The 16,361-nt window shown below is 69.1% G+C and carries 13 protein-coding genes and 1 pseudogene; 6 read left to right on the forward strand and 8 right to left on the reverse strand.

The window, feature by feature from the left end:
- Positions 1 to 28: 28 nt before the first annotated feature.
- The 4 genes and pseudogenes from ACYVDG_RS02205 to ACYVDG_RS02220 all read right to left on the reverse strand — a co-directional run bounded on the left by ACYVDG_RS02205 (position 29) and on the right by ACYVDG_RS02220 (position 3,564).
- Positions 29 to 793, reverse strand: coding sequence for a DUF5941 domain-containing protein (locus ACYVDG_RS02205; RefSeq protein WP_460746368.1), 765 nt, complete (start codon positions 791 to 793; stop codon positions 29 to 31).
- The gene (locus ACYVDG_RS02210) at positions 790 to 1,542 is read right to left on the reverse strand and encodes a hypothetical protein (RefSeq protein ID WP_460746370.1); all 753 of its coding nucleotides are present in this window, start codon (positions 1,540 to 1,542) and stop codon (positions 790 to 792) included. Before ACYVDG_RS02210 ends, ACYVDG_RS02205 begins: the two co-directional genes overlap by 4 nt.
- A 235-nt stretch (positions 1,543 to 1,777) precedes the next feature.
- Positions 1,778 to 2,521: pseudogene (locus ACYVDG_RS02215) on the reverse strand (ABC transporter ATP-binding protein); the annotation flags it as partial.
- A gap of 197 nt (positions 2,522 to 2,718) precedes the next feature.
- On the reverse strand, positions 2,719 to 3,564 hold the full coding sequence (locus ACYVDG_RS02220) for an ABC transporter permease (RefSeq protein WP_460746371.1): 846 nt from the start codon (positions 3,562 to 3,564) through the stop codon (positions 2,719 to 2,721).
- Between the two features lie 372 nt (positions 3,565 to 3,936).
- Here ACYVDG_RS02220 and ACYVDG_RS02225 point away from each other — a divergent pair, with 372 nt between their 5' ends.
- Both ACYVDG_RS02225 and ACYVDG_RS02230 read left to right on the forward strand, forming a co-directional pair.
- Entirely contained in the window at positions 3,937 to 4,689 is a 753-nt protein-coding gene (locus ACYVDG_RS02225) for an IspD/TarI family cytidylyltransferase (RefSeq protein WP_460746374.1), read from the forward strand.
- Positions 4,686 to 5,456, forward strand: a complete 771-nt coding sequence (locus tag ACYVDG_RS02230) for a glycerophosphodiester phosphodiesterase (protein WP_460746375.1) — start codon at positions 4,686 to 4,688, stop codon at positions 5,454 to 5,456. Before ACYVDG_RS02225 ends, ACYVDG_RS02230 begins: the two co-directional genes overlap by 4 nt.
- A gap of 10 nt (positions 5,457 to 5,466) precedes the next feature.
- On the opposite strand, the gene ACYVDG_RS02235 is transcribed toward ACYVDG_RS02230, so the two are convergent.
- On the reverse strand, positions 5,467 to 6,597 hold the full coding sequence (locus tag ACYVDG_RS02235) for a DUF4429 domain-containing protein (protein WP_460746376.1): 1,131 nt from the start codon (positions 6,595 to 6,597) through the stop codon (positions 5,467 to 5,469).
- 124 nt (positions 6,598 to 6,721) lie between these two features.
- The gene (locus tag ACYVDG_RS02240; protein WP_460746377.1) at positions 6,722 to 7,717 is read right to left on the reverse strand and encodes a glycosyltransferase family 2 protein; all 996 of its coding nucleotides are present in this window, start codon (positions 7,715 to 7,717) and stop codon (positions 6,722 to 6,724) included.
- A gap of 295 nt (positions 7,718 to 8,012) precedes the next feature.
- Here ACYVDG_RS02240 and ACYVDG_RS02245 point away from each other — a divergent pair, with 295 nt between their 5' ends.
- The 4 genes from ACYVDG_RS02245 to ACYVDG_RS02260 all read left to right on the forward strand — a co-directional run bounded on the left by ACYVDG_RS02245 (position 8,013) and on the right by ACYVDG_RS02260 (position 12,753).
- On the forward strand, positions 8,013 to 9,527 hold the full coding sequence (locus ACYVDG_RS02245; RefSeq protein WP_460746378.1) for an LCP family protein: 1,515 nt from the start codon (positions 8,013 to 8,015) through the stop codon (positions 9,525 to 9,527).
- A 22-nt stretch (positions 9,528 to 9,549) separates the two neighbouring features.
- The gene (locus tag ACYVDG_RS02250; protein ID WP_460746379.1) at positions 9,550 to 10,254 is read left to right on the forward strand and encodes a YIP1 family protein; all 705 of its coding nucleotides are present in this window, start codon (positions 9,550 to 9,552) and stop codon (positions 10,252 to 10,254) included.
- A gap of 255 nt (positions 10,255 to 10,509) precedes the next feature.
- Entirely contained in the window at positions 10,510 to 11,841 is a 1,332-nt protein-coding gene (locus ACYVDG_RS02255; RefSeq protein ID WP_460746381.1) for a UDP-glucose dehydrogenase family protein, read from the forward strand.
- 192 nt (positions 11,842 to 12,033) lie between these two features.
- Entirely contained in the window at positions 12,034 to 12,753 is a 720-nt protein-coding gene (locus tag ACYVDG_RS02260; protein WP_460746647.1) for a TNT domain-containing protein, read from the forward strand.
- A gap of 801 nt (positions 12,754 to 13,554) precedes the next feature.
- On the opposite strand, the gene ACYVDG_RS02265 is transcribed toward ACYVDG_RS02260, so the two are convergent.
- Both ACYVDG_RS02265 and ACYVDG_RS02270 read right to left on the reverse strand, forming a co-directional pair.
- Positions 13,555 to 14,880, reverse strand: a complete 1,326-nt coding sequence (locus tag ACYVDG_RS02265; RefSeq protein WP_460746384.1) for an HNH endonuclease signature motif containing protein — start codon at positions 14,878 to 14,880, stop codon at positions 13,555 to 13,557.
- Between the two features lie 733 nt (positions 14,881 to 15,613).
- Positions 15,614 to 16,162 carry a phosphotransferase gene (locus tag ACYVDG_RS02270; protein ID WP_460746385.1) on the reverse strand — a complete coding sequence of 183 codons (549 nt, stop codon included), beginning with the start codon at positions 16,160 to 16,162 and terminating at the stop codon, positions 15,614 to 15,616.
- Positions 16,163 to 16,361 lie beyond the last annotated feature (199 nt).

The following is a 16,361-nucleotide window of genomic DNA, read 5'->3' on the forward strand; positions in this document are numbered from 1 at the left end:
CGTGTTCCTCCTTAGGTCGAGGAGGCCTTCACGCCTCCCCGTTCGTTCCGGTGGCCGGTCGGCCCCCGTCGTCGTTTCGGGCGATCGGTCGATCCCCCTGGACGGCGGCGCCACTTCCTGTCGCGGCGGCGCTGACCCGCACGTCGGTCACCGGCGTGGCGCTCCAGGTACGTACGGCCTCGCGCACGAGCAGGATCGCCAGGTACCCGGCGAGTATGCCGTAGGCGGCGGTAAGCGCGGAAAACGCGCCCCCGACCGCGATGACGAGCATGCGACCGTCCCATCCGAGAGCGGCGCGTCGCAGCCACGCAGGCCGGTTCACCCCGACCGACGGACGTGCGACATCGTCGCGGTGGTGGCAGACGACTGCTACCAAGAGTACGAACACCAGGGGACCGGGTACACCGGACGCGAGTCCCACCACCGCCAGGAAGCTGTACTCGGCAACGCGCAGCAGCGGGGGTACGAGCCAGTCGTACCGTCCGTGGTGGGGGTGGCCCGAGGCCAAACCGGACAGTAGCAGGGCAGCGACCGGTGCGAACAGGGTAATGCCTGTCAGCTCTCCCCCGCTCCCCCCGATCAGCACCAGGATGATCACGGTCCCGGCCACGGCTGTGAGCAGCGGCGGAGCCACCCCAGGGACGAGTCTGCCCAGCAAATACCCGATATGACTGTCATCACGGAGGGAGCGCAGGTCGGGAACGGCGGGTGCGAGCCGCTCGCGCGGTCGCCCGGGTTCGCCTGTCGGCCCGTCCGTCGGACCCCTCGTCGGCCCGTCCGCCGACCCGCTCATCGGCGCGCACCGCGGGAGGACGGGTCCACGAGCTCTCCAGTGACCGCCACGGCACAGCCGACGATGAGGCTGACGAAGGCCAGCCTCGCGTCCCAGGCGGTCACCGTGACGGCGATCACGAGAAAGCGGATCGGCTGGCCGAAGACCATGACCTGGCGGGCAAGGAGGGGCAGCGGAACGGCATCGGCGCGACCGGAGCTCTCCGCTTGGGCCTGGTCGAGGGCCGGGGCTTGGCCGGGGACTGGGGCTTGGGCCTGACCGAGGGCTGAGGCTTGCGCGGGCCGCTGCGGCGCTGTGAGCCCCTCAGCTCGCCGCTGCGCGGGCACGATCAAGGGCTTCGGCTCCGAGGCCGCCGGCGGGGCCGAGCGGGCCACCAAGAGGGTGTCACGCAGGGCCAAGGCGATCAGCGCCCCGGCCGCCCAGCCCCAGGCGCTGGCCGACCCCGCGGCGGCCGCACCGAATGCGAGCCCCACGTAGACGGCGTACTCCCTGAGCTGGGCCGCCATGGACACGGTCCACAGGGTGAGCGCGTCCCGCCGGTTGGCCCGCATCTTGGCCCTGACCGCGTCACAGAACAGGACCAGTCCGAGCAGGACCGACCCAGCGACGGCACCCACGAGGTCGGCCCGGCTGAACCAGACCGCCGCGGCGACGGCCAGCAGGACGGCGATGCGCGTCACCCCCGTCCGAGTGACGTACCTGCGCTCCAACATCCGCGCGACCGCCCGCGCCACTGTGCCGTTGGCCATGCCCGCACCCCCCAGTTTCAACTGAGAGTCACCGTCGCCCACCCTCTGTATGCAATCAACCACTGACACGCGTATGGGGATCGGTACCCCGATTTGGTTGCTCTGAGGGCCTTTCGGACAGGCCCAGACAGCAAAGAGCGCACCACCGGAACAGTCCGGGATGCGCGCTTCGCTCGGGGTTGCCCCTCCAGTAGTCCGGGGTGGCCCCCCAGTGGTTCGGGACGGCTCCGTCCGGTCAGCCGGCCTGGCCGCCGTCGTTCTTCTGGCCGTCGTTCTTCTTGTCGTCGGCCTTCTTCGCTTCGGTGTCCGCCTCGAGGTCCTTCTGTTCCGACTCGACCTTCTTCTCGGCCGCTTCGGCGCGCTTCTTCTTCGCCGCGTCCTTCTTCTTGCGCTCCTCGATCTCCACCCTGGTGTCCTCGTTGTACGCGGCAAGGGCGGAGTCGATGTCGGTGTCCAAGGCCAGCGTGCCGCCCTTGACGTAGAGGCCGCGGTTGCAGAAGCGGCGCAGGTCCTTCTCGTTGTGGGAGACCAGCACCATGGTGCGGTCGTTGGCCAGCATCCGGTCGATGGCCTCGTAGCTCTTGCGCTTGAAGGCCTTGTCGCCCACCGCGAGCACCTCGTCGACCAGCATGATCGGGTGCTCCAGCTGGGAGATGAGCGCGAAGCCCAGGCGCACCTTCATGCCGCTGGAGTAGTGCCGGATCGGGGTGTCGACGAACTTCGACTTGATCTCCGCGAAGTCGATGATCTCGTCGAAGCGCTCGTCGATCGTCTTCTCGGTCATGCCGTGCAGGGAGCCGACCAGGTACACGTTCTCCCGGCCGGTCAGGTTGTCGTTGAACCCGGCGCGCAGCTCCAGGAGCGGCGCGACCTTGCCGTGCACGCTGACCTTGCCCTCGTCCGGGATGAGCACCCCGGCGATCATCTTGAGCAGCGTCGACTTGCCTGTGCCGTTCTTGCCGACGATGCCCACGCAGTCGCCCTTGGCGATGTCGAAGGACACGTCGCGCAGAGGCCAGAACTCGTCGCCCTCGGCGTTGGGGTCACGCTTGTTGCCGTGGATGAACATCTCACGGAGGCTGCGCTTGCGTCGGCGGTTCACGGCGAATTTCACACCGAGGCCCTTGGCCTCGATGACCGGACCGCTGGTGACCGCGGCCTCATAGGTGGACGCCATCACAACTCCTTCAGTACGGACGTCTCCAGACGGCGGAACGTCCAGTATCCGATGACGAGCATCAGGATCGAACCGACCACCGCCGAGGTCAACGCGAGGGGACTCGGCGTTAGTTCCTCGAATCCAGCGAACCAGATAGCGCGGTGCATCTGGAAGATACCCATCAGCGGATTGAGCTCGTAGAGGTTCTTCGCCCATTCAGGGGCGTTGGACTGAAGCACCATCGCGGCCGGGAACAGGATCGCGGACCCGTAGAACAACAGGCGGGTCAGGATACGCGTCAGTCGCTCGATGTCCCGGAGCAACACGTTCACCGCGGACAGGAACAAGGTGATGCCCAGGCCGAACATGAACGTCAGCACGATCGCCAGCGGCAGCCAGACGAACATGCCCTCCCAGGAGAACTGGCCGCCAAGGGCGAACACGAAGATCAGCAGAACCGGCCAGGTGAGCAGGTACTCGATGAACTTGGTGCCGACGGTGGCCATGGGAAAGATCTCCCGCGGCACCTTCATCGTGGTGATCAGCTTCGCGTGCGTGATCATCGCACGGGGCGCCTCGCTGAGGATCGCTCCGAAAGTGGTCCAAGGCAGGATGCCCGCGACGAGGTAGAGGATGAAGCCGCCGTAGGGCTGTGCGTCCTCAGGTATGCCCCGGTCCGCGTTGAGAACGACGCCGAAGACGAAGTAGTACACCAACGTCAGCGCGAGGGGTTCCAACATCGTCCAGGCGTAACCCAGCACGGACTGCTGGTACTTGACCTTCAGGTCGCGCCGGACCAGGAGGCCGACGACCTTCCGGTGCTCCCAGACGGCCAGCGTCCTTGACGCCACCGCCACCTCCAAGGTTTGAGATCGTCCGGTTCACGGTGTGCCGGACAGTCGCGTCTACGAACTCGCCTGCGCGCACCAGCCGTCTACGCGGTCCTACCCTCACCGGGGCCGGCACGGGGGCGTGTCCGGGTGACCAGGGGACGTCACGGACCGCGCCCGGCTCCACGACCGAATCAGATGAGGTATGGACCGGGCACGCCTAACAGGCGTCCACAGGTTACCGCTGCATGGGACAGACCGTGCCAACCACGTGCCGTCCGTCCCGGATCCGGCTCGCCGACTCCTCCCCCGGAGGCTGGACCGGCACCCGCTCCCCCGCCCGACGTCAGCCTCCTTCGGCTAGGGTCGGCCCCTGACGTCCAGCCTCAGGAAAGTGGGAGAGCAATGTCCACAGGTCCGCGGGTGATCGCGGCGGTTCTGGCCGGAGGGGTCGGTGCCCGCATGGGCGAGGCCTCCCCCAAACAGCTGTTGCCGTTGGACGGCCGCCCCATCATCGAGCACGCGATCGCGGCCTTCGAAGCCAGCCCCGGGGTGGACGAGATCGTCGTGCTGATGGTGGACACCTGGATCGGCCGGGTCGAGGACATCGTCGCCGACGCCGGGTTCAAGAAGGTCACGAAGGTCTCGCCGGGCGGTGCGACCAGGACGGACACCTCCTACGCTGCGCTGGCCGCGATGGCCTCGGCCGCGGATTCCGACCTCGCCCTGCTGCACGACGCCGCGCGCCCGCTGGTCCGGCCGGCGACGGTCGCGGCGTGCGTGTCGGCGCTCGGGGAGGCCGGAGCTGTGGGTGTGGCGGTGCCCAGCAGCGACACCGTCGTTCAAGTCGCACCGGGACGGACCGGCGGAGAGGCGGTTACCGCTACGCCGGACCGCTCCCAGCTGCGCAGGATGCAGACCCCTCAGGGGTTCCGGCTGGGCGTGGCCAGGCGCGCCTACGAGCTGGCCATGGCCGATCCGGCGCTGGTAGCCACCGACGACTGCGGCGTGGTGCTGCGCTACCTGCCCGAAGAAGAGGTGCGGATCGTGCCCGGAGAGGAGAGCAACATCAAGGTCACCAACCCGGGCGACGTCGAGGTAGCCGAAACACTGCTCCGGCGGATCCGTACGCCGCAGAAGGCGGGTGCGGGTTCGTGAGCGGGGTATTCGAGCCGACCGAGGTCATCGGGCACCGGGGTGCGGGCCGGGGTGTCGTGGACGGGACGACGGAGAACACCGAGGCCTCCTTCGAGTTGGCCGCGCGCACCGGAGCGGACTGGATCGAGATCGACGTGCGCCGCACCGCCGACGACCGATTGGTGCTCTTCCACAACGCCGCGCTGGACGACGGCCGCGCGGTCGTGGACTTGAGCGCGGCGGAGTGCCGGAAGGCGGGCCTGGTGGGACTGGAAGAGGGCTTGGCCGCGATCCCCGACGGGATCGGTCTGGACGTGGACGTCAAAACTGTGATGGAGGACACGGTGGACGCACCCGCGCGGCGGACCGTCTCCCTCCTCCTTCCCTTCCTGCGCCGGGAGGCCGAGCGCCGCAGACTGTTCGTCTGCTCCTTCGACCCCGGACTGCTGTTGTCGGTCCGCGAGGGCGCCCCCGGGGTTCCGACGGCGTGGATGCCGTACGTGCGCAACCCGGCGGACTCCGCGATCGCCGGCGCCGCGGGCATGGGCTGCCCGGTGGTGGCGGTCGACGCCCGCGCGCTCGGTGTGACCGGCGAAGGGCCGCGACCCGGCCGCCGACCGCTGGACTTCACGGTGGAGGTGGCCCACCGGGCCGGGCTGGAGATCATCTCGTGGTGTCCGGACCCGGTGGACGCCGCGCGCTTCGCGGAAGCGGGGATGGACGCGGTCGTGGTGGACGACGTCCCGGGCGCGGTGGCGGCGCTCAAGGAGGACACCCAGGGCCCCTAGGGTGCCCTCCTCAGATCCGGTCGAGGAGTTCGGCCTTCTTCGCGCCGAATTCCTCGTCGGTGAGCAAACCCTTGGCGTGCAGGTCGCCGAGCCGCTCGATCTGTTCGAAGATCCAGGCGGTGTCGGCGGGTTCCCTCCGCCCGGTTTCGACGGCGGGCCCGATCTCCCCCCGGTCGTCCCCTGCGGCCAGCCCGCCCCGGAGGCCCTCGCCCAGTGTTCCCTCGTCCGGGGAACCGTCTTCGGGGATTCCGGTATCCGCGGCGGCCCTGCCACGCCCGATGCCGGGGAGGTTCACGGTGAGCCGCGGGGCGCGCATGACCTCCATCGCGCTGCGGGCAGTGTGCTTCCACCACTCCGGGTCGTCGAAGCCCGGACGTGCGTCGTCCCCGGTGACCTCACCGGAACCCAGTACGGGTCGGGAGGCCGCGCCCTTGGCCCACCGGTGCGCGGTCACCGTGGCGGCGAGCAGGAACGCCTGGTGGATCTCGTTGCCGTCCTCACCCGCACGCAGCACGTTGAGGTCGTTCTTGGGTTTGGCGGAGGCCTCCTTGGCGCTCCGCTTGGTGATGACCCGGACGAAGCCCCACCCCCAGTCGTCGAGCGGGGCCCACTCCATGCCCGTGATGTCGGCGAGGTCGTACTCGCGGCGCTGCTTCTTCTTCTTGTAGCCGCTCGCGTAGCTGCCCGCCCAGACCAAGCTCAGGCGGCCGTCCTCGAACCGGGCGGTGCCCTCGCAGGTCCGGATGTGCAACGGAAGCACGGGCACGAAACGGGTCGCGGTGGCCGGGTCGGGCGCCCCGGCCTGGCTCGCGGCGAACCGCATCTGGTCGGCCAGGTACTCGGCCACCAGCTCGGTCTTGGCCGGTCCGGTCAGCCGGAAGGGCTGGGCCTTGTCGTCGAGCATCGCGCCGACAGCGGCGTAGGGGTCCATGCGCTCGCGCAGCCGCAGGTTCAGAATCCAGCCGTTCTTGCGCCCGGCCCCAGGCCGGAAGTCGACACCCTCGATCGCCTCAACCGGGACCTCGACGTTCTCCAAGAGCTTCAGCAGCGGACTCTTGAACCAGCCCTTGGTCTCGTACCTGATACGGATCGACTCACCATCGAACCCCCAAGCAGCCTGGTCCCCACGCAAGTCGTCCATGACACCCTCTCCGTTTTTCCTTCGCTCCCTTGCCTAGCAGAACGTCCGCCCCCGATCGAGGGCGGACGCCGTCCGCTTGAGGTCGCCGCGGATCGCCGCTGGTCGGCGCCCGAAGGAATTCGGATCAGGTGCTGCTCGCCTGAGCGGTACGGGAGTCGGCACCGAGCTTGGCGGGGCTGGTGATGAAGCCGACGCCCCAGGTCATGTGCATGGTGGCGAGCGCGACCGGGATCAGCGGCCACGAGGACGCGGGCAGGCCACGGGCCAGCGGCACGGAGGCCCCCGTGATCAGGGCGAGGTAGGCGGCGGGCACCAGCCACAGCGGCCAGAAGAACACCCCGCCGACCAGTCCGGCCACGATCCCCGCCACGGCCACCGGCGGGGCCAGGTAGCGCAGGTTGATCGTGCCCTTGTGCTGGCGGGCGACCACGCGCCGCCAGCGGCCGTAGTGGAAGTACTGCTTGGCGAGCAGCTTGACGTTGCGGCGCGGACGGTAGGAGACCCGCATCCGCGGCTGGAACCAGACCGTGCCGCCGCTGGTGCGGATGCGGTGGTTCATCTCCCAGTCCTGCGCGCGCAGGAAGGCCTCGTCATAGCCGCCGACCCGCTCCAGGGCCGAGCGGCGGAAGACGCCGAGGTAGACGGTGTCGGCCGGGCCGCCCTCACCACCGGTGTGGAAGCGGGCGTTGCCAACACCGACCTTGGAGGTCATGGCGGCCGCCACGGCCTTCTCCCACAGGGTGGTTCCCTCGGCGGCCATGATGCCGCCGACGTTGTCGGCCCCGGTCTCGTCGAGGGTCTCCACCGCCACCTTGAGGTAGTCGGAGGGCATCATCGCGTGGCCGTCGATACGGGCGACGACGTCGTGCGACGAGGCCCCGATGGCGGCGTTGAGCCCGGCGGGCGTCTTACCCGTGGGATTGTCGACCACCTTGACCCGGGGGTCGGCGGCGGCGATGCCGTCGGCGACCTCTCGGGTGCGGTCCGATGAGGGGCCGACCCCGAGAACGATCTCGAGCTCTCCCGGGTACTCCTGGGAGAGGACGTGCTCCACCGCTGCGGCGAGGTGGCGCTCTTCGTTCAGTACGGGCATGACGACGGAGACAGGCGGCCAGGACACGGGCACTTCCCAAGGTCAAGACGTGTCGGGACTGCGTAGCACCGCGAAGGGCCCCACGCGCGGTCAACGGTACTGCACCCGGGCCGCCGCTCATCCGTCTCGCCCGAGTATGGAGGGGCACCCGGCGGGCAGAAGTTTCAGGACGTTTGGGCGCCCGTGAACGATTTCGTTGTCGGCCGCGTCCCACCCAAAGGGGAGAACAACACGCCGAGGGTTGACATCCAGCGCCCTTCCGCCGATCGGGTGACAACCTAGGTACGAAGGACACCGTTGAACGGGTGGGACGGGGATGCCGATGAGCGACGACGACGCCGGACGGCACGGACCGACAGGCGAGTTCCGGCGCGAGCGCTCACAACCGCTGCCACCCGAGAACCGGCGTTCTTCCCGAAGCGGCCGCATCACCGTGCCCGAGGCCCGGGTCCGCCGCCACCGCAACGGCCTGTTGCTGATGAGCGTGCTCTCCGTGCTGATCCTGCTCGCGTCGGGCACTTCATGGGCGATCACCGGGTGGATGTCGGGTTCCCTCAACCGGTTCGACGTGTTCGGCGAGATGGCTGACGGCGACCGCCCCGAAGAGACCGGCGGCCTCACCTTCCTCGTCATCGGATCCGACAGCCGCGGCGACATGAGCCAGGAGGACGAAGACGCACTGAGTGTGGGCTCCACACCTGGTCAGCGCTCCGACAGCATCATGCTCGTGCGCCTCAACCACGAGCGCGACCACCTCACCGTGGTCGGTATCCCCCGGGACCTGTGGGTGGACATCCCCGGCGAGGGTGAGGACAAGATCAACGCCGCCTACGCCTATGGCGGCCCCCAACTGACCGTGCAGACCGTGGAGTCGGTCACCGACGTGCGGATCGACCACTACGTCGAGGTGGACTTCACCGGGTTCGTGGACGTGGTGGACGCGCTGGGCACCATCGAGGTGTGCCTGCCCGAGGCGATCGACGACCCGAAGGCCGACCTTGACATGGAGGCCGGAACCCACGAGGTGGCCGGGGCGGAGGCCCTCGCCTTCGCCCGCACCCGGGCCACGGCCGGCGGCGACCTGGACCGCATCGACCGGCAGCAGCAGGTGCTCTCGGCGATGCTGGACCGGGCGCTCAGCACGGAGACCCTGGCCGACCCGGTCAAACTGACCGCGTTCTTGGACAGTTCCCTGTCCTCGGTGACCGTCGACGAGGGGCTGGACACGAGCACCATCAACGACCTCGCCTACCAGATGCGCGATCTCGACCTGGCCGAGGTCACCTTCGCCCAGGTGCCCATCGAGGACATGGAGCACTGGACGCCGCGCGGCGACGTCGCGCTGCTGTGGGATGAGCCCGCGGCCCGTGAGCTGTTCGCCTCAGTCAACGCCGACAGGCCGCTGGCAGAGCCCGAGGAGAGCGCCGAGGAGGACGAGCAAGAGGCCGCGGAGCCGACCCCGGGGAACATCTCCCTGCGGGTGTTCAACGGCACCGCCTCACCCGGCCTTGGTGCGCAGATGGACGACCAGCTCGGCGAGGCCGGGTTCGACGTCACCGACGATGCCGAGGACTGGACCAGCCGGGACATGGCCCACACCGAGGTCAGGTACGGTCCGGGCGAAGAGGGCGCCGCGGAGTACGTCGCGGAAACGATTCCAGGGTCGGAGACCGTGGAGGACCCCACCCTGGACGACGGCCTGCAGGTCGTGATCGGATTCAATTACACGACATTCAACGCGCCGGAGGTCGAGGAGGCCGCACCGGAGCCCGAGGACGAACCTTCCGACGGTGACGGCTCGGCCACCACGACCGCGAAGGACAATATCTGCGGGTGACCCCCGCGAGGAAAGGGTTCGCGTGCTCCGCCACCTGGTCGGTCTGCTCGCCGGTATCGCCTTGGCCCCCGTGGTGTGGGTCGGGGTCGCCTGGTCGGCCGGGGTGTTCCCAGGTATCACTCAAGGTGATGTGAACGTCACTACCGTGTTGTCCGTGGTGGTGCTGTGCTTGGTGGGGATCGGCGGCGCCTACCTGGTGGCGTCGAGGCTTTCACCGATGGTGGCGGCCGCCTCCGGGACCCTCCTGGTAGCGCTGTGCCTGTGGCCGGTCCTCTCCCCGGCTTCCATGGGATCCGCCCTGAGCTGGCTCAACGAGGAGAGCTTCCTCTATCCGGACGGTGCCGGGCTCGGTGTGGCCCTGCCACTGGGGGTGCTGCTGCTGGGCTCGGCGACGCTGCCCGCCCGCTGGCGAGCCGCGCACGACCTCGGCCCGCTCGGTGTACCCGCCCGGGAGCGCGTGGTCGCGGGCACCAGCCGGGACGGGTATGCGCACGGGAACGGTGGTGGGGGTCAGGACACGCCCGCTGGGCCGCAGGAACCGTGGAACGACGGCGGGCCGGTGGGCGACACCGTCCCCGACGTGCCGCCGCCCGACTCTCCGCACCGCGAGTACGACGATCCGAACAAGACCACGACACCTTTCCGTCGCGGCGAGACCGGCGCGGTGTGGACGCCCATGGATGACGGCCCCGACCAGACCCGGGCCTTCGGTGACGGCCGCTACTGAGACCTCTCCCACGGCGCAGCTGCCCACTGCTTCCCGGGTGCCGGACGCTTGCCACCCACCGGTAATGTGTGCGCCTGACTGTTCACGTGTTGTTCTATTGCGCGCCAGACCCCGACGCGTAAGGTGATGCACCGTCCCCACGGCCGAACCGCCGGCTGAATGATGTCCGTTTTCTGCCCTCGTGCGGGATGTGATCCGCCCAGAGCGGGAACAACCTGCACACGAGGCGTGTGCGGAAGCAAGGAAGGATCCCCAGTGGTCGAAGCGGAACGTATGCGGGTCTCCGTCATCGGGACCGGTTACCTCGGCGCCACTACCGCCGCCTGCCTGGCCGAAATGGGCTTCGAGGTCCTCGGGCTCGATGTCGACGAGGCCAAGATCAACATGCTCCGGTCCGGCGACGTCCCGTTCTACGAGCCCGGGCTCGAAGAGTTGCTGGCCGAGAACCTCAAGACCGGCCGCCTGCACTTCACTACGGACTTCGCCGAGGCCGCTGCGTTCGCCGACCTCCACCTGATCTGCGTGGGGACCCCGCAGCGGGACGACTCCGGCGCCGCGGACCTCAGCTACGTGAACTCCGCTGTGGAACTCCTCGCTCCGCACCTGACCCGGCCGACCGTGATCGTGGGCCGCTCCACCGTTCCAGTGGGTACCGCCGCGACCCTGGCCGCCCGCCTGGCCGCGCTCGCCCCGGTCGGTGGGGAGGCCGAGCTCGGCTGGAGCCCGGAGTTCCTCCGTGAGGGCTTCGGCGTGGAGGACACCCTGCGGCCCAACCGGATCGTGATCGGCACCGACTCCCCCCGTGTGGAGAAGGCCGTCCGGGCCCTCTGGCAGCAGCAGGCCGACGAGGGCGTCCCGTTCCTGGTCACCGACCTCCAGACCGCCGAGCTGGTCAAGGTCTCGGCCAACGCGTTCCTGGCCACGAAGATCTCCTTCATCAACGCCATGGCGGAGGTGTCCGAGGTCGCGGGCGCCGACGTCATCCAGCTGGCCGAGGCGCTGTCCTACGACGACCGCATCGGCGGCAAGTTCCTCGGGCCGGGCCTCGGGTTCGGCGGCGGTTGCCTGCCCAAGGACATCCGTGCGTTCATGGCCCGCGCCGACGAGCTGGGGGTCGAGCCCGCCCTGTCGTTCCTGCGCGAGGTGGACGCCATCAACCAGCGCCGCCGGGCGCGCACGATCGACATTGCGCGCCAGCTGATCGGCGGCAACTTCGCCGGACGCACGGTGACGGTGCTGGGCGCGGCGTTCAAGCCCAATTCCGACGACATCCGGGACTCGCCCGCGCTGGACGTGGCCTCGACCATCGCGTCGCTGGGCGCGCACGTCACGGTGTACGACCCGGCCGCCCTAGAGCGGGCCCGGGAGGAGCACCCGCAGCTGAACTACGCGGACACCATGCTGGACGCCGCCCGCGACGCGGACGTGGTCCTGCTGCTCACCGAGTGGGCCGAGTTCCGCGAGGCCAACCCGGAGGAGTTGGCCACCGTAGTGTCGCAGAAGCGGATCGTCGACGGCCGCAACGCCCTCGACCCGACCTTCTGGCGCGCCTCCGGCTGGACCTACCGCGCCCTCGGCCGACAGTAGTCCCGCCGGTCAGTCCCTCCTGCCCCGCATCCGCCGAAACCAGGCGAAATCCATCGAGCGGCCGCCCCTGACCGGGGCGGCCGTTTTCGTGTTTTCGGGACCCAGAAGAGCTCTCGCATGATTCACTTCGCTGCGTATTGATGTGAATACCTTCCGTGATTATTGCGGATGGTCGAGAACGAACGGACCCCGATGTCGAAGTTCCCCGTGGCGGTCGGCGCCGCCCTCGCACTGCTGCTGACCACCAGCCCGGTCAGTGCCGCCGGCGCCGCACCGGCCCAGCCCGACGAACCGCACCCGGAGTGCCCGGTCCTGGCCCCGCCGCCCACCGCCGAGGACCTGGAGAACTACCTCTGCGGCCACCACCGCCTGGGCCCGGCCGAACTACCGGAGGACGGCCCGGTAGGCGCTCTGCTGGAAGGCTACGACCGGCTCGGCGGACTCACTCCGGTCGACTTTTTGGACCGGTGGAGCACCGGCGGCGACTGGGACTACCCGGAGCACGACGGCTTCGCGGTGGAGGACGGCCGACCGCTCAAGGAACTCCAGGAGCTGCCCCAAGGGTGGATGCTGGACCGCTTCGGTTCGGCGTGGGGATCCTTCCTCGCCCCGGCGGGAGCGCCCTACTCCGAACGCGCGCTGCCGCCGGAGTCACTGAACACCTGGCCGGACGGGCCCGAGCACAACTACAACTGCTACGAGGTCGCCGTCCCGGTCAACGCCTGGGTCGGCCCGATCGCCCCGCACTTCGAACAGCCGGGCGGCGGCGAGCAGCTCCTCGTCCCGGCCGAGGAAGTCCCCGAGGCCGATGGCGACGGACACGTCCCGGTCAATGACCTGCTCGAGTGGGGCTACCTCGACCAGCGTCCCACCGAGGACTGCGTGCTCCCCGCCGGTTACGCGGAGGCCTAGGCAGTATGCAGGAAGGGGAAGGGTTCACAGAAAGACCGGGACCCCTCGCGCATGAGGACGGCGGTACCGGTGCATGGGACGCCTGTGGGGTGCTTCGCGTGGGGTGGTGCTTCGTGTGGGGTGCTCCGCGTGGGGTGCTTCGTGTGGGGTGCTCCGCGTGGGGTGCTCCGCGTGGGGTGCTCCGCGTGGGGTGCTCCGCGTGGGGTGCTCCGCGTGGGGTGCTCCGCGTGGGGTGCTCCGCGTGGGGTGCATCGTCGGTGCAGGACGCCTGTTGTGTGCGGGTTTCCCCGTTTCCTGCCGCCCGATGGTGGCCGTCTCCGCTGCGCGCCTCAAGGTCGTCGCCATCGAGCGCTTCGCGCGTCATTGGCGCTCCACCTTGACCCGCTCCGCTACGACGGCGGGTTGGCGGCTATCAGGAAACGGGGGACGTGTGGTCGGGGTAGCAATGGTCCGGCCTTCGGCCGGGCCTCAACTGCACGGCCTGGCGGCCGTCAGCGGCCACTCCGCCGGAGCGTTGACGCCTGGGGGTGTCGCGGCCGGTCAATCTCTGCTGCGAACCACTGCGGCCTTCGGCCGGGTGCGCCACTGCGCCGGCGCTGAACGGCTGGCGGTGTCGCGGCCGGTCAATGTGCGCAGCGACCCCCCTGCTAGAAGCAAGAACAGGGGTGGGAGTACTTCTAGGGCAAGGTCTCACCCCCACCTCTGTGGTGGCGAGGGCTCAAGGCTGGGAGGGTCGGGTTCTGGCCATGCGGGGGTAGAGACCCGGCGAAGGCGGGTGGGGGCTGTGTTGGGGGTGGCCGGTTACGGGTGCGGGGGTGGGGCTGGATCCCCATCCGGGTCCGAGCCCTGGTTTCCGGTGCGGCCTCGGTTGCGGCCCGACCACATCCGGCGGTCCTGGCGTACCGCCCACCGGTGCTTGACCTGGTTATGGGTCGCGCACAGCGGCTGGATATTGGTGGCGCTGGTGGTGCCGCCCTGCCAGAACTCCACGATGTGATCAGCCTGAGTCCAGGGCAGGGGTACGTCGCACCCGTACTGCCAGGCGCAGCTGGTGTGCCCGTGGAAAGCAGCCGCCCGGATCTTGGGCGGGGCCAGTCGGCACGAGCGGCCCACGTCCAGGACCTGGCCGTTCTTCTGCTCCACCACCAGGCGGCGCACCCAGCTCTCACCCAGGAGTTCGCGCACCACCGAGATGGGCACGACCTGCCCGGTCTCCGTGGTGGCCGGACCAGCGTCCTCGGCTTCCTCGTCCCCGGCCAGGGACGTGGCGGGCACGGTGATGTTGATCAACGCCGTCGCCGTAGTCGGGGTGTCGCACCCCTGGTGGGACTGGGCGAACCCCAACGCGGCCATGAGGGCGTCGTAGGTGCGCTCGTACTTGGACAGCCCGTCCTCGGGGTGGAAGGGCACCTGGTAGTTGTCCAAGGCCACCTGGATCCGCAGGGCGTCGGCGGGTGAGCCCCACATCTGGAAGAGGAAAGTTTTGTCGAAGGTGGTGACCAGTTGGGCGCCCCGGGCGGCGTGGGCGGCCGCGTGGTCCTTTTCCACCTTGTTCGGGTTGAGTCGCATGCACAGCTGGTGGGCGAAGTGGGTGATCTGTCCCACCGACATGTTCGGGCGCGACTCCTTGAAGTCCAGGATTCCGCATTCCATTTTAGCGCGGAACAATTCCGGGTCGGGGTGGTCGCCCTTCTGCCTTTTCTCCACCCCGGCCTCGGCGCCCTTGATGACCGCTGCGGCTTCACCCACCGACAGGGCCCCGGAGTGCAACGCCTCCAGAGTGGGGGCCATTTCCTGGCGGAACTGGGCCCGCCCGATCAGGGCCAGGTCGTTGGCCTGGGCGGCCGCGATCCCGAAGGCGTGGCGCAGCCACGCCTCCAGGTTCCTCTGTCCGCCCTGTTCCAACAGCTGGCCGGTGGCCTCGAGTTGGGCCAGCCGTGCGGCCATGGAGACTTTGATCTGGTCGAGCTGTTCCCACACGCGGGTGGCCTGGTCCAGCACCTCACCCGCCGCCCCCGGGGGCACGTCGCGGTCGAAGAACGCGGTGGTCTCGCCCCGAGCAGCGACCACCACGGTATCCACCGGGGTGTGCCCGGTGGGGGTGGGTGCTTCAGGAGAGATCGCCATTCTTCTATTGTAAGCGAAAAGGCCGGAGAAAGGAAGTGTTGCCTTCGGTGACTTCGGAACTTCTTTCGCTCGGCGGATCGAACGTGGCCCTTTTCGGGTGCCCTTTTCTCGCCGTCCGGAATGGTCCTTATCTGCCCACTCGTCTTGGTGTTTGTTCGCACCTGGAATTCCAGGTCGCTCATAGGGGATGATCTTGCCCCTGTCTCCACTCTCGACGGTCGAGGGTGGAGACAGGGGCAAGATCATCGGGGAAAAGGGCCGCCCGTGGCGGTTCGCAGCAGAGAATGACCGGCCGCGACACCGCCAGGCGTCAACGCTCCGGCGGAGTGGCCGCTGACGGCCGCCAGGCCGTGCTTGTGCCGTTGGGGTCCGGCCGAAGGCCGGACCATTGCTACCCCGACCACACCTCCCCCTTTCCTGACTGCCGCCGACCCGCCGTCGCAGCGAAGCGGGTCAAGGTGGAGCGCCAATGACGCGCGAAGCGCTCGATGGCGACGACCTTGAGGCGCGCAGCGGAGACGGCCACAATCGGGCGGCAGGAAAAGGGGGAGAACCACCCGCACAAGACCAACACCCCCACGGGCAAACCCACCCCAGACACACACCGACCCCAGACACACACCGACCCCAGACACACACCGACCCCAGACACACACCCACCCCGCACCAGCTAAGTACGGCTAGCTTGGCGTTTAACCTCGAGGTCCTGTTCGGAAAGTGGTTGGAGTAGGACCTAGGCGCCGTCTTCGAACAGGCCGCGATGGGCCAGGCTCCAATCGGCTCGCGCGTCCAACTCGGCCAGGCGCCCTTGTCGGACCCACTCCGCTTGGGGCTGGACACCCTCGTCGGCCAACCGCCGGACCAGGTCGACGGTTGCCCGCTGACGCCGGATGACCGCGTCGACGATCCCGTCAGCCAAGGTCAGTCCATAGGCGGAACAGAACCGGGCCAGGCGTGCGGCGCGATCGGGCGGCTCGGGGTACCGCAGCCAGCGCACGCCGGTGTCGTCGTCGCGGAAGGGTGCCGTGTACTCCAGAGCGTAGGCGACATCGTCCAGGCGCTTTCCCGGGTGGGCGTGATCCCAGTCCAACAGACCCACCGGGACGTTCCCTTGCCAGACGGCGTTCCAGGGGCCGAAGTCACCGTGGCAGACGACATCGCCCTGAAACGCCCCGAAGTGCGCGACCCACGGCCCGCCGGGTTCAGGAGTGAACTCGGCGGTGGCGTCGTGCAGGTCTCGGAGGGCTCGGGCGAAGGCAGCCAGTCCCTCATCGGTGACCACCGGCGCCCAACCGTCGGGACCGGACGCCCCCTCCCGGTATTCCAGGACTTCCCTCCCCTGCCCGTCCCAGCCGAGGGGACGCGGGCGGCCGTGAAACCGACCGCGTTCAGGTGCTCCAGGAGTTCGTGCACGGCTGCTGTCCAGGGGGACGGCGGGCGCCGGACCGTGTCGCCGACGCGGACCACCCGGCGTCCGTCCG

The sequence above is a fragment of the Nocardiopsis oceani genome (assembly GCF_054777395.1).

Excerpts from the sequence above, each read along its gene's own strand:
- ACYVDG_RS02205 (WP_460746368.1), bottom strand. The coding sequence starts at position 793 with ATGAGCGGGTCGGCGGACGGGCCGACGAGGGGTCCGACGGACGGGCCG.
- ACYVDG_RS02210 (WP_460746370.1), bottom strand. The coding sequence starts at position 1,542 with ATGGCCAACGGCACAGTGGCGCGGGCGGTCGCGCGGATGTTGGAGCGC.
- ACYVDG_RS02225 (WP_460746374.1), top strand. The coding sequence starts at position 3,937 with ATGTCCACAGGTCCGCGGGTGATCGCGGCGGTTCTGGCCGGAGGGGTC.
- ACYVDG_RS02235 (WP_460746376.1), bottom strand. The coding sequence starts at position 6,597 with ATGGACGACTTGCGTGGGGACCAGGCTGCTTGGGGGTTCGATGGTGAG.
- ACYVDG_RS02245 (WP_460746378.1), top strand. The coding sequence starts at position 8,013 with ATGAGCGACGACGACGCCGGACGGCACGGACCGACAGGCGAGTTCCGG.
- ACYVDG_RS02260 (WP_460746647.1), top strand. The coding sequence starts at position 12,034 with ATGTCGAAGTTCCCCGTGGCGGTCGGCGCCGCCCTCGCACTGCTGCTG.
- ACYVDG_RS02265 (WP_460746384.1), bottom strand. The coding sequence starts at position 14,880 with ATGGCGATCTCTCCTGAAGCACCCACCCCCACCGGGCACACCCCGGTG.